Raw genomic sequence first — 13,664 nt, 5'->3', positions numbered from 1 at the left:
CCCACGCCTTCCCATTTCGAACAGGACCGTGAAACGAAGCTGCGCCGATGATAGTGCGGGTTCCCGTGTGAACGTAGGTCACCGCCAGGCTCCACAACATCGTTAGATGTATGCAAACCCCGATCAGAAGACTGGTCGGGGTTTTTGCGTTTGGCCTGGTAGCGGGGATACGAGTCCGGGCATCAGGGGCTGAATAGCGTACCTATAACCAAATGGTCAACCGTGCGACTGAGGATCTGGATCGACCGGTTGCTTTTAATTCAAATAAATTTAGATGTATCCAACGCTGTGTAGAAACATTTTGCGCACATTTGACGATAACGGTCATTCCCGCCAATCTCTACTTGGGCGCCATGAGTGACCGGCCTGCCTTGAGCATCTACTCTTAGATTCATGGTCGCTTTGCGGCCACAGGTACAAATACTTTTCATTTCTTCTATGGAGTCAGCCAGCGTTAATAAGCACGCTGCGCCAGGGAACGGCTCACCCAGAAAATCTGATCTAAGGCCATAGCACAGGACTGGGATGCCCTGTAGTGCCGCTACGCGATGGAGTTGCCTCACTTGCGTGGGCGTCAGGAACTGGGCTTCATCGACAATAAGACAGGCAACGATTTGCTGAGAGGCGGACAGTGCTTGTTCGAAATTAAATTCCGGATCAAAGCATTCTGCATCACGCTGGATTCCTAAACGAGATGCGATTTTGCCCATGCCGTAACGATCATCCATGGCAGCTGTAAACATGCGAACAGACTGGCCTTGTTCTTCGTAATTGTGTGCAACCTGAAGCGCATAAGTGCTTTTCCCTGCATTCATGCTGGCATAGCGAAAGTACAGCTTGGCCATGATCGTAACTTTCTCATGCAAAATCACATTGTACTCTTGTATTAATATTGCATTGTAATTGGATCATGCCTATACCCAAGATGTTTACGGTGCAAGGAGTAGGACATGATTCGTTCTTCGGGTTTCAAAGTTGCCTCGGTTCTATTGGCATGTTCGGGTATCGCAATGGCTGCCGACTTGAGCATGAGCGGATTTGCTACCTTTACGGCAGGAAAGGTGCTGAGTGGGACAGAGCATGTTTGGCAGCCGGGGACTAATTTGCCTATTCAATGCCCATGTAATTTGGCCGGCTGGGAATATGCGCAGCTGTATCATGCGGATGGCTGGCAGTTTAAGCCGGAGTCCGTCGTTGGTTTGCAGATGGATGCGAAAATTGATGAGCAACTGGCTGCAACTGTTCAAATCGCAGCCAGAGGTGCAGAAGATTATAAGGCGGCGGTTGATTGGGCCTATTTAAGTTATAAATTGGACAATCGATTTACTTTGCAGGCTGGCCGTAAGCATTTGCCCATCTATTATCTTTCTGATTCAACATATGTGGGGTACACCTACCCTTGGGTTCGTCCGCCGGGTGAAGTATACGGGTGGGAGATTGCGAACTACGATGGCGTGAATGTCATGTTTCGGGATGCTTCCGGAGATTGGTCTTACTTTGGCAATGCCTGGCTTGGAAGGGAAGAGTCAGCAAATAATCCGGTACAGAGTAAAGTGATTTACGGTGTTCCGATTCAGGAAAACTGGCGCAATATCATGGGGGCATCATTATCCGCGACGAATGATATTGTCGAGATTCGCGGTGTGTACATGCAGAATCAGGTTGATGCATCAGCTATCCAAAGTGATGGTTCTGTCGAGTATTTGTCACAGGGAACGATGACTTATAAAGGCTTGCGGCAAAGGCTGTATGGCGTATATACCGGCATTGAATACAATAACTGGATTGGTAAGCTGGAATACAATATCGTTCAGCGCGGAGAGTCGTACTCTGCGCCAGCGGGGATGCTGGCTGTGGGGTATCGCTTTGGTAGTGTTACTGCAATGTTGAGCGGTGCACGGTATTGGGAAAAACAAGCCGCTGATGATCCCCTGCCGACTCGATTTTCAACAACAAGTGCCTTACTTCGCTGGGATTTTTCAAAATCTGCAGCCTTGAAAGTGCAATATGATCGCACGAGGGATAGTAGTATGAATCCTCCCTCGGGGCGGACCTACCTCGGCGACAGCAATTTGCTGACCGTATCGATTTCAACGGTATTTTGAGCGGAGGGGAGCCAATGAAAACGATTAAGCGGACAATTTGGATGCTGATACTATCCGGCTTTGCCGTGGGTGTGGCACATGCGGGTTCTTACGTTGTCATTGTTCACCCTGCTATGGCGGGTGCGACCAACATGGATGAGGTGCCCAATATTTTTCTAGGTAAAGTCACCTCTTACGCGAATGGCAAGCCTGCAGTGCCTTTTGATGGGGCGGAAGGTGCTACGCGGACAGAATTTTGCGATAAAGTCCTCAAAAAAGAAGCTTCGACGGTAAAGGCTTACTGGGCCAAGATGAAGTTTACCGGTAGAGGTCTGCCGCCTAAGGAACTGGCGAATGATGACGAAATTCGTAAATCTGTGGCGGCAACGCCTGGCGGTATTGGTTATATCAGTAAAAGCGCCGTGGATGGTACGGTTAAAGTTGTTGGCGAGTTCTAGTTTAAGTGCGTGATCTGAAGGACGGGCTGTCAGCATGGCAGCCCGTTTTCAATTGGAAGTAAGTATTGGACTAGCCCATCACTGGGTAGTCGATATAGCCTTCTGCGCCACCGCCATAGAAGGTAGCTGGATTGGGTGGGTTAAGGGGCGCATTGTGCTGCAACCGTTCGACCAGATCAGGGTTGGCAATGTAGGCTCGGCCAAAAGCGACTGCATCAATAAAGCCAGCCTTAAGCATTTGCTCGGCCTTTTCCTTGGTATAGCCACCTGCACCAATGATGACACCAGGATACAGGCTGCGGACTTTGTCGCGGAACGCATCCGTCAGCGCTGGGCCACCAGCCCAATCTGGCTCAGAAATATGTAAAAATGCAAGTTTGCGCTTGGCCAGCTCGGTAACCAGATAGACCGCCAGTTCTTCCTGACCGACATCGGATAAACCATTGAACATGCCCAGGGGTGAGATGCGGATGCCTACATGATCAGCATCCCATTCGCCAACAACAGCATCCACGACTTCCAGCACCAAGCGGGCACGATTTTCAATACTGCCACCATACGCATCCGTGCGATGATTTGCTTCTTCACTCAGAAACTGGTTAAGCAGGTATCCATGAGCAGCATGAATTTCGACATAGTCGAATCCAGCTCTCCGAGCGTTCTCGGTTGCGTGGCGGTAGTCATCCAGTAAGTCCGGGATTTCGGCAATTTCGAGCGCGCGTGGCTCATCGGTAGGCGCGCGGGTGAGGCTGCCATCTTCCTGACGGATGTTGGTGTTGCTATTGGCACGAATGGCGGAAGGTGCCACCGGGGCGACGTGATCTGGTTGCAGTGAACGATGCGAGATGCGCCCCGTGTGCCAGAGCTGAACAGCAATACGACCCGCTCTATCGTGAACTGCATCGGTTACTTTTTTCCATGCATTGATCTGCTCTTCGCTGTAGATACCCGGAGCGCCTGCATATCCCTTTGCGGTCGGCGAGATATGTGTGCCCTCGGCAATCAGTAAGCCTGCGCTTGCACGCTGCGCATAATATTCAGTCGCCAGATCGGTTGGCTGATCGCCCGGCTCTGTATTGCGCAGCCGAGTCAGGGGCGCCATCATGATACGATTGCTCAGGGTTGTCTGACCCACTTTGAGCGAGGTAAACAGCTGCGAAGTCATGCGGGGTTCTCCTTGGGCTGCACCGGCAGCCAATTGACGGTCTGATTGAATTAGACTGGTCGTCTAGTAAATGTGTCAAAAAATGGCGTGTACAAAAGTACAAGCCGGATGAATGATTGAATCAGTGATTGCCTGCAGATTGTTCACCTGACAGCATGTGCTTCGATTGGATCAGCGCAAGCTTCATGGGTTCGGCACTATGCTGAACTTTGGCCAGCAATGCGCTACCCACCCAGAAGGCATACAGATTGGCTGCAAGCTGCTCTGGGGCTTGATCTGTCAGGATTGAGCCATCAAGCACTCCATCACGCAAGCAGGCAGCAAACTTCTCAATTACTCTCGTCATGCCACGCGATAGTGCCTCACGCATGGGCTCTGAAAGATCGGATACCTCGCCTGCAAGTTTGACTGCCAGGCACGACTGTGATGGCATATCGCACTGACGATCGATCCATCCGCCAAAGTAGGCCAGTAGACGATCTCGCGCAGATAACTCGCAACGGTCGACGATCAGGTGCTGAAGTTGATGGGCATACTGTGCAAAGTAGCGCTCCAGCATTTCCACTCCAAAGCCTTCTTTTGAGCGAAAGTAATGATAAAACGATCCTTTAGGCACACCTGCGCTAGACAGGATTTCAGCTAGGCCAACGGCAGCAAACCCCTTGCCCAGGATGATAGCCTCGCCTGTGGCAAGCAGATGTTCACGGGTATCGGTATATGGCTTGTCCACGACTGCAGGATCCGCTGGTTTGGTTAAACAATCTGGGTGCTATTCTATTAGACCAGTCGTCTAGTTGCAATATCATAATCATGACGCTTGTCGGATAAGAACGGAATTGATCAATCTGGCACCATACTAATCACATGGCCCAATAAGCGTATGGAGTGGTCAATGGGCGTAGTTGTTATGGAACCCGGCATGTTGACCCGCTTGTGGCACGTACCACATCGGCTCAGCTTCTTTCTGGGATTACTGTCAATGCAGTTTATGGCGGTGTGGTGGGCCATGGCGTTGATCTGGCCTGGGATGCCGCGGTTTCAGCCTGTGCTGGTTCACGGACTGATGATGCCGCTTGGGGTATTCCCACTGTTTTTCCTCGGATTTTTGCTGACTTCGGGGCCGCGCTGGTTGGCGGTATCTCCTCAGGTGGGCCATCCATTGCCATTGGTAGCCTATTTTGTCGGTGTATGGCTTGCCATGACGGGTTTTTTGCTGGGTAACCGGCTTGCGAATGTGGGCATGCTGGTTATGCAGGCTGGCTGGGCGATCGGCTTGCTTCGCTGGTTGCATTGCATTATCCAAAGTAAAGCCGGAGATAGTCTGCATCCTGTCCGGCTGGCATTTATCATGACCGCCGGGCAGATTGCCATGATGCTGGTGACGCTTTGGACCCGCTCGGGGGATGGGGCGATGTGGACCGCAGCGCGTGAGCTATTGCTATGGGGATTCTTACTTCCGCTTTTCCTGACGATCGCTCATCGCATGATTCCGCACTTTGTGCGTGGCCGAGATCCTGAGTCGGCTTTGTGGCAGCCGCGTCTTTTGCTTGATGGCTGGTTGATCGGCTGTGTATTGATGGTCGCAGGCAGTTGGTTTGATATTGATGGATTGCAGCTCGTGGCGTGCTTTGTCGTGGCCGTCAGCGTTATCTGGACGATCTGGCGATGGGGCTTGTTTGCGACTCCTGCACGTGATCCCTTTTTGTTCATGATGCATTTGGGGTTTTTGTGGGTGGCACCTGCATTGATTCTGGAGGCTATGTTTGTTCTGGGCGCACCCATCGGTGCCTCGGGTGTGCATGCGCTGACGCTGGGATTTTGCAGTACCACGCTGATAGCGTTTGTTAGCCGTTTGTCTCTCGGTAATAGCGGCAGATCATTGCGGGCGGGTCGGCTAGACTGGGTAATTTGTATCGGGATGCATGCGATTGCTATCGCAAGGGTGCTGATTGCGCTAACCAGCACAACGGGATTACTCGTCTCCTTGCTGGCTTGTATGTGGTGGATACTGATTGCGATGTGGACCTGGCGACTGGTGCCGATTTATTGTCTGCCGCGTGCCGATGGTAAAGCGGGTTAGGGCGCCTCGGTATTACGTCGTTTAAGGGGTTCACTGCGAATCATGAACGGAAGCACATCGCCTTGAGACGCGGGGTTCCAGAGCGGTAGAATCGTGTAATGTGCAGGGTCGACTGAATCACGGATATCTTCAGTTTCTGCATCACTTCGCCATGCGCGTACATCTGGGAGCGAGCGAGAATAGTCGGGCACCGGACTCCGTTCGATTCGTCGATATAGGTCGCTCAGAGTGCCCAGAATACCGTCCGAACTTTGCCAGCGCACCTGACCCTCGAATAAATCATTCACGGGTTCGCGGAACATGCGTTTCAGTGCTGCTTCGGCATTGATGTCGCGGCATGCAAAAAGAAAGACATAGATACTGTTTGCATCTGCGGTGGCGATATCGCCGGGGCGGATGGCATGCAAGGCATCCAGTGCTTCAAGGTGGGAGACACCTTTGCGTAGCGTCAGACGAATCAGGACGTTGACCAGATTAAGGCGCGCGGCACGACGCATGATTTCTTTGGCATGCTGGCAAAAGCGCATTGCCGGCAAATATCCAGCTTCTCCTGCAGGCGTGGCGGCCTGATAGGCGCTGAGAAAATCTTCCGGTACATCTCCTCCGTAGCGTGCAGATCTTTGATAATGAATGAGTTCGGGAATGCGGGTAAAAGGTGTACTTTCCTGAATGATCTGATTGGCACCAATATTCAGCAAAAGCCACGATTGGTTGTAACGCAAGCGGAACTCCCGCTCACGAATCAGTATCTTGAGGCGATTACCTCTGGATAACCGCAGATGGTGTACTGTCTTAGCAAGATCGGCCAAATGAAAAGTGCTGGTACCTTCAAGGAGGATGGTTGCGCCAATGCAATCCGCCGCCGCCGAGCGAGCTGCATGATGATCCGGAACTATCATCCAATTTGCTGGAATGTGGGTTTCACCTTCGAGCGCGGCATGTGTAGCAATGACAATATGGAGATCTGGTGGGGTAAAGCTATCCAGATCCGGTAGACCTTTGTCATTGCTGACATACAGTAATCCCCGGCCATCTGCAATCAGATGGATTTTTTCGGTCTCTGTGCCGGGCCAGCGAAGAATTTCCCAGTAAAGGTGCTCCGATTCATCATGCAATGATGCAATGCCATTAAATGGAAGTACGCCGATATTTAAGTCTGGGTTGATGTACTCCACTACCACCAATGTGGTGATGTCATGCATACCCAACTGACTTTGCCAGCGCCTTAGAAATCTGCCGACGCTTGCTGTGTCTTTGCCGAGCCAGCGGAGATCAAGCTCCACGACAAGCAACGCCCGATCAGGCACCAGCGTTTCGAGTTCATCCAGCAAAAGCGGCGCGCCATACTGCTTGAGCATGTGTACCCAATCATGCTGGATATCCAGCACATTGAGCGCCGACGCTGTTAATGCACTGCTAATGTTCCAGCCTAGATGAGCGGCTTCGGTTTGGCGTTGTTCAGGCTTGCTCGTGATGAGGGTTGCGCTACCCCCGTTGGCAATGAAATGTCCTAATGTGGCCATGATAAGTGGCCCTGCAAAGGGACTGCGACCCAGCGCGAGGAGATGAAGTCCACCCGTGCTCAGCTGTGCTTGCTCTGGTGTGAATCCCTCAATCCAGAGTGATGGGATGTGGGTCTGATCGGATGTCATGCCAGCATCAACTATGAGGACATCATGAAGGATAGGATGGAATATCCTAGCATGCTGAAAGCAATCAGTTACTTGCAAATGTTGTAGATTCGATTCACTGCCTGTGATTTTCTGGGGGCGAGTTTACTCACTGTCCCCAGGTAAACTTGCGTTGCTAGCCGCTGGCGTGCAATCTGAACTATCAACGATATGATTGTTCACCTTCATGAGTAGTGACACTAGGACACTTTTCTCTCGCATTGGCAAGGCATTCCCGACCTACCGTGGTTTCCGGCCGGCTCACAATGCGGATGAGGCGAGACAGTCGTCTTTACTCAAAGATGCGGGCATTCGTGCGCCGGCATCGATTGACGAAGGAACGCGAGAGTTTGTTGCTCCTCCGCAACATTGGATCGATTTTGCAACACGAGATACACATGTTGTAACAGTCAGTAGTGTGACTGGCGGGATGGGGCGCAGCACCATTCTGGCGAGTCTTGCTTCGATCATCTCTGATGGCGGCATTGATGTTCTGGTGATCGATTTTGACCCGTGCAATGTGCTGAGCCAGTATCTGGGCGTACCGGCAGGTTATCGCGATGGCATCGTCAGACGCGTGGTGGATGGCGATGACTGGATGAAAGCCGGATTACGCTGCGCTACACATCTGCAGTTGCTGCCATTTGGTTATGCCGACATCGGAGAGATCCGACGTTTCGAGCAGGCAATGCTGCTCCGACCGGACTGGCTGCGTGAACGTGTTGCGGAGATTGAATTTCCTGGGCGCGCCATTATTCTGATCGATGCACCTCCTTTGCCATCATTGTTTGCCCAGCAGGCTATTCGAGCTGCAACGCTCAACGCAGGCGTGTTGCGACCCGATGCAGGTGCACCGTTGCGCCTAGCACGGATGGATGAATGGTTTAAGGGCGAAGGCATGCCCTATCCAGATCCAATTATCATGAGCGGATTTCATCCCGCCCAGCATTTGCATGCCTCTGTCGCTGACTTGCTGCGCCTTCAGCTTAAGCGGCGTCTTGCACCATTTCCGATTCATCACGACAGCGCGGTTCCTGAAGCCATGGCTGCCGAAATTGCGGTGGTCGATTTTGCGCCACACAGTCAGGTAGCACACGATATACAAGGTCTGGCAAGTGCTTTGCTTGCAGATATTTCAGCTCGGGCACTGGAGGCAAGAGGATGAATCCGCGTGCGCGACTTGCCGCGATCCTGATGGCTTTTCGCCAGTGGATCTGTGCAGGCGTATCGGTGCAAAGTGATGCGCCTTGGCGCTTGATCATCTGGCGACTCTTCATTTTGCCCCCCGCATCCGCTGAGGCGATTGCGCGCGATCCGGTATTGCGCTGGGGTTTAATCTTTCATCGCGTCATCGCTCAGGAGTTAGGCATTCCACCGGGAACTCCGCCCGGGCGTTGGCTGTGGCGACTCTTTTTTTTGACACCCGCACGCAAGTTGCCGTGGATCCCTGCGCCGGTGCGCTGGCTGGCGGTGGAACCTGTCCGCATCTTTTGGCGCTGGATCGATCGGATCGATTACGAGCGACTGGCCAGGCATCTGGATGCAGTGACTCCCGTGCTAGCGTCGCATCACCCCTGGCAGCGCGCGGGCTTGCTAATGCTGGCTAGTTTGGGCCTCTGGGTGACGATCTCGACACCGCTGAGTCCGATAGAGCAGGTTGTGCTGGCACTGATCATGTGGCTGGTCACATTAATTGTGGGGCGAATTCCACGTGAGCAGGGTGTCACGCTGATGATTGCGTTATCACTTACCGCTTCATCGCGCTACTTGCTCTGGCGATTGACTGAAACCATGGAAGTCGAAACCAGCATGGATCGTTTCCTCGCGTGGGTGCTGTTTCTGGCGGAGGGCTATGCGTGGCTGATATTGGTGCTGGGTTTTTTGCAAACCGCCATGCCACTCAAACGCAGGCCCGTGGTGATGCCGGCGGATGTTCGCCAATGGCCCAAGGTGGACATATTTGTACCAACCTATAACGAACCGTTGCATGTCGTCAGACCGACCGTACTCGCCGCCATGAGCCAGGATTGGCCTGCGGACAAGTTCAATGTCTACATTCTTGATGATGGCAGGCGAGAACAATTCCGCGAATTTGCCCGGGAGGCGGGCTGTGGCTACATCATTCGCCCAGATAATCATCATGCCAAGGCGGGCAATCTGAATCATGCGCTGAAACTCACTGACGGTGAGGTAGTGGCGATTTTCGATTGCGATCATATTCCAACCCGATCCTTTTTGCAGATGACGGTTGGCTGCTTTATCGAAGATCCGAAATGCGTCATGGTGCAGACGCCACATCATTTCTTTTCGGCTGACCCGTTCGAACGTAATCTGGGTACATTCCGCAATGTACCAAATGAAGGTGAATTGTTTTACGGCGTGATTCAGGACGGCAATGATCTTTGGAATGCGACTTTTTTCTGCGGTTCGTGCGCGGTGATCAGGAAAAAACCGCTGCTGGAGGTAGGGGGCATTGCGGTCGAGACAGTGACCGAAGATGCCCATACAGCACTCAAACTACATCGTCGCGGATACCGAACAGCCTATATCAATTTGGCGCAGGCTGCTGGCTTGGCAACAGAAAGTCTATCAGGACATATTGGCCAGCGTATCCGCTGGGCCCGTGGCATGGCGCAGATTTTTCGGATCGATAATCCATTTTTGGGCAAAGGACTGCACTGGATGCAGCGTGTATGCTACGCCAATGCCATGCTGCATTTTTTCTATGGCATTCCGCGCCTTGTATTTCTGACTGCGCCACTGGGGTATCTGTTTTTTCAGGCACATATCATTGAGACTAATACGGCGTCACTTGCCTGCTATGTGATTCCGCATATTCTGCTGGCCAATCTGACGAACTCGCGTATCCAAGGCAAGCATCGCCATTCTTTCTGGTCTGAGGTATACGAGGCTGTTCTCGCCTGGTATGTCGCACGGCCAACCACATTGGCATTCATCAATCCCAGAATCGGCAAATTTAATGTAACCGCCAAGGGGGGATTGATTGAGGAAGACTTCTTTGACTGGACGATTTCCCGCCCCTATCTCATTTTATTGCTGGCCAACCTGGTCGGGTTGATTTTGGGATGTTTCAGACTGTTTTACTGGAATACCTTTGAAATCGATACGGTATTGTTGAACATGATCTGGACCGTCTATAACCTTGCGATTCTGGGGGCAACACTGGGCGTCGCCATGGAATCCAGGCAGGTACGCGTGTCGCATCGGATTGCTATCCGTTTGCCGGCCGTATTGAGTCTATCCAATGGACGAACCCTTGCATGTGAAACCGAGGATTACTCGGAAGGGGGATTGGGGCTGACGATTCCTGCCGGGATGGATATTCCGGATGGTGCGCTGGTCTCGATCACGCTGACCGCATCAGACAATGAATATGTGTTTCCGGCACGTGTGTCGATATATCGTGCCAGTCGACTGGGATTACGTTTTGAAAATCTGACGATGGAAGAAGAACGTAATCTAGTGCAATGTACATTTGGCCGGGCAGATGCATGGGTTCGCTGGTCGGAAGGACGGGAAGCAGACAAGCCGCTGACGGCACTGAAAGAGATTCTGTTTTTCAGCCTTCAGGGCTACCGGCGTTTCCCGGGTTTCGTTTGGCAGCGACTCTCTATTGAATGGCGGAATGGGCGCAGTGTGATCAATAAATTCTGGTTCAGGTGGGCAAATGGCTGAAATCCTGAAACGACTACTGGCCAAAGCAGGCTTGCTGATTTGCGCACTTGCGGTGCATGCAGCGGATGGTGACTTGCCCAAAGAGGGGGAACGTTACTTTTCGATAGAGATGACGCATGCGGCCAGCGTTGAGGCATTGCGCGACTCTGCGCGGCAGCTCGGTACATTTCAGTGGCTGCGTGCGGTTAAAACCGGTAATGGCTATGCGATGCGTGGCGGTTTCTGGAAAGATCGCAAAAGTGCGGATACGCAGTTAGCTACCGTGCAAAAGCGATTTCCCGATGCTGTGATCGTGCCCTCACAATACTTACGCGACATGATGATTCCACTGGAGGTGATGCCTGCCGCAATGGAAGCGCGAGCCGTGAATCTAACTTTTCAGTCGCTCGGTGTGGCATCCGCAATGAATCTGCGGGGCGTAGAGGGTAGTGGCAGCGTAGGCTTTGGATTGCGGCAAGACGAAGTAGTGAACCGTGCGAAGCTTCATTTGAAATACGAATATTCCCCTGCCTTATTACCCGCGTTGTCGCATCTTAAAGTGTACGTCAATGATGAGGTGATTGGCGTCGTTCCGTTCCCTGCAAATTATCAGCGTGGACAACAGCTGGCTGATCTTGAGATTGATCCGCGTTATTTCAGTAATTACAACACCATTCGTGTGCAGTTGATCGGCCATTACAGCATGGACTGCGAGGATCCGACCCATTCCAGTTTGTGGGCAACCGTTAGTTCCGGCAGTAGCATTGATCTTGCTGTCCAGTCTTTGCACCCTGCAAATGATCTCGCTCAGTTACCCGCCCCCTTTTTTGATCGCTTCGACAATCGACGGGTAGAGGTTTCACTGGCGTTGCCCGTTCATCCCTCTCACACAATCGTGCGCTCGGCGGGCGTGCTTGCCTCTTGGTTTGGGACACTGGCCAAATATCGCGATGCGCGATTTAAGGTACTTGGGGATGCTATTCCCAAAGGAAATGCGCTGGTAATGGCAACGCCATCCAATGCGCCCGCTTTTATGCATGACTGGTTGCTGGCAAATCCCGTGACCGGACCTGCGATTGCTATTATTCCCAACCCGGCTGACCTTCGCAGCAAGCTTCTGCTGATTTTGGGTCGCAATGATGCGGAATTGGCGAAAGCGGCTGACGCCTTGGTGCTGGGCCAGGTGACGTTATCGGGTACGTGGGCCAATGTGCGCGAGGTGCGTTATGGCGATCCGCGCAAACCTTACGATGCACCAAACTGGATGCCAACAAATCGGCCGGTAAAATTTAGCGAGCTGGTAGATTCACCGTACCAATTACAGGCAACCGGACATGCTCCGGATCCATTGCGCATCAATATGCGTATGCCGCCAGATTTGCTTCCTTGGCGGAATCGCGGAGTGCCGCTCGATTTGCGTTATCGCTATACCCCGCCAAGTGATGCGGACAATTCAACCTTGTCGATTAGTTTGAATGAGCAATTTGTGCAGTCGTTCCGGCTGAAGGCACAAAACGCAGCGGGAGGACGGACACTCACCCTCCCATTGCTGGACGACGGCTCAGCCAGCGAACGTGATCAATTGCGCATCCCCTCGTTCAAACTGAGTGGGAATAATCAGCTGCAGGCGGCCTTCAGGCTCGATTTTGTGCGTAAACATGCCTGCCAGAATACAGCCCTGGACAATAGCAAGGCGGCATTAGACCCAGATTCAACCGTGGATTTTTCTGATTTGCCGCATTTCACCACCTTACCTAATCTGGCCTTTTTTGCAAATACAGCGTTTCCTTTCAGCAGGATGGCAGACTTATCGGAAACCGCTATTGTCATACCGGAAAACCCGGATACGCCAACCATTGAGACACTGCTGTTTGTGATGGGGCGTATGGGAATTGCCGTTGGCTTTCCATCCATACGATACACGCTGGTGAATCCAGACCAGTTGGATAGCGTAAAAAACAAGGATCTGGTGTGGATTGCCCAAACCGGACTGGATCCTAAACTTCACGCTTGGGGCGAGTCTCTGCCTGCGCTCATTGAAGGGCAGCGCAAATGGTTTGCTACCCCCTACAGATATCCGGACAAACTCGATCCGGTCGATAAGGTGATTCAAGGGGGAGGAAGCCAGCGGTCTGCGCTGACAGATATGAATACCAATGGCCATTTTGGTGCGGTCATCGGGTTCGAGTCGCCACTGAAGTCTGGCAGGAGCATCGTGGCGCTAAGCGTCAGTGATCCTCAGTCCTGGGGTTTGGTACAGGATGCGCTCGAGAAGCGGGATATGATCGAGCAAGTGCATGGTGATGTCGCTTTGGTACGGGCGCAGCAAGTCGAAAGTTTTCAACTCGGGAAAAACTATGATGTGGGCAGCCTGCCATGGTGGATGTATGTATGGATTTTCTTGTCCAGACATCCACTGGTGCTGGCTGTTCTCGGATTGATGTCCGGGCTACTCATGGGTGGATTCGCTTATATCGCTCTGCGACGCGTTGCAATCAGACGCCTGTCGGGGAAGGGGTGAGGATGTTGGGC

The 13,664-nt window shown here is 52.4% G+C and carries 10 protein-coding genes; 6 read left to right on the top strand and 4 right to left on the bottom strand.

What is annotated here, in order from left to right:
- Window positions 1-260: 260 nt before the first annotated feature.
- Window positions 261-845, bottom strand: coding sequence for a thymidine kinase (locus KSF73_14975; GenBank protein MBV1777020.1), 585 nt, complete (start codon window positions 843-845; stop codon window positions 261-263).
- Window positions 846-950: 105 nt separating this feature from the next.
- On the opposite strand from KSF73_14975, the gene KSF73_14970 reads away from it, so the two are divergent.
- Window positions 951-2,105 (top strand): hypothetical protein, encoded by a 1,155-nt coding sequence (locus KSF73_14970; GenBank protein ID MBV1777019.1) that lies wholly within the window; start codon window positions 951-953, stop codon window positions 2,103-2,105.
- Window positions 2,106-2,128: 23 nt separating this feature from the next.
- On the top strand, window positions 2,129-2,542 hold the full coding sequence (locus KSF73_14965; protein ID MBV1777018.1) for a hypothetical protein: 414 nt from the start codon (window positions 2,129-2,131) through the stop codon (window positions 2,540-2,542).
- A gap of 70 nt (window positions 2,543-2,612) precedes the next feature.
- Here KSF73_14965 and nemA read toward each other — a convergent pair whose 3' ends face one another.
- Window positions 2,613-3,707: an N-ethylmaleimide reductase gene (gene nemA, locus KSF73_14960; protein ID MBV1777017.1), complete on the bottom strand. Its 1,095-nt coding sequence runs from the start codon at window positions 3,705-3,707 to the stop codon at window positions 2,613-2,615.
- A gap of 121 nt (window positions 3,708-3,828) precedes the next feature.
- On the bottom strand, window positions 3,829-4,437 hold the full coding sequence (locus tag KSF73_14955) for a TetR/AcrR family transcriptional regulator (GenBank protein MBV1777016.1): 609 nt from the start codon (window positions 4,435-4,437) through the stop codon (window positions 3,829-3,831).
- A gap of 162 nt (window positions 4,438-4,599) precedes the next feature.
- On the opposite strand from KSF73_14955, the gene KSF73_14950 reads away from it, so the two are divergent.
- A complete protein-coding gene (locus KSF73_14950; GenBank protein ID MBV1777015.1) occupies window positions 4,600-5,787 on the top strand; it encodes an NnrS family protein in 1,188 nt (395 codons plus the stop codon).
- Here KSF73_14950 and KSF73_14945 read toward each other — a convergent pair.
- Complete coding sequence (locus tag KSF73_14945) at window positions 5,784-7,439, bottom strand: cellulose biosynthesis protein BcsE (GenBank protein ID MBV1777014.1); 1,656 nt, start codon at window positions 7,437-7,439, stop codon at window positions 5,784-5,786. The two genes, KSF73_14950 and KSF73_14945, sit on opposite strands and share 4 nt — an antisense overlap.
- Before the next feature lie 205 nt (window positions 7,440-7,644).
- Between KSF73_14945 and yhjQ the strand changes: the two genes are divergently transcribed.
- The 3 genes from yhjQ to KSF73_14930 are packed head-to-tail and all read left to right on the top strand — an operon-like array spanning window position 7,645 to window position 13,653.
- Complete coding sequence (gene yhjQ / locus KSF73_14940) at window positions 7,645-8,622, top strand: cellulose synthase operon protein YhjQ (protein ID MBV1777013.1); 978 nt, start codon at window positions 7,645-7,647, stop codon at window positions 8,620-8,622.
- Window positions 8,619-11,153, top strand: coding sequence for a UDP-forming cellulose synthase catalytic subunit (gene bcsA, locus KSF73_14935; GenBank protein MBV1777012.1), 2,535 nt, complete (start codon window positions 8,619-8,621; stop codon window positions 11,151-11,153). Before yhjQ ends, bcsA begins: the two co-directional genes overlap by 4 nt.
- A complete protein-coding gene (locus tag KSF73_14930) occupies window positions 11,146-13,653 on the top strand; it encodes a cellulose biosynthesis cyclic di-GMP-binding regulatory protein BcsB (protein ID MBV1777011.1) in 2,508 nt (835 codons plus the stop codon). Before bcsA ends, KSF73_14930 begins: the two co-directional genes overlap by 8 nt.
- Window positions 13,654-13,664: the final 11 nt, after the last annotated feature.

The organism is Burkholderiaceae bacterium DAT-1 (assembly GCA_019084025.1).
In the GTDB taxonomy this organism is placed as follows: Bacteria; Pseudomonadota; Gammaproteobacteria; order Burkholderiales; family Chitinimonadaceae; genus DAT-1.
Note: the sequence above shows the minus strand (reverse complement) of the source record. Positions and strands in the feature narration are given on the sequence as shown.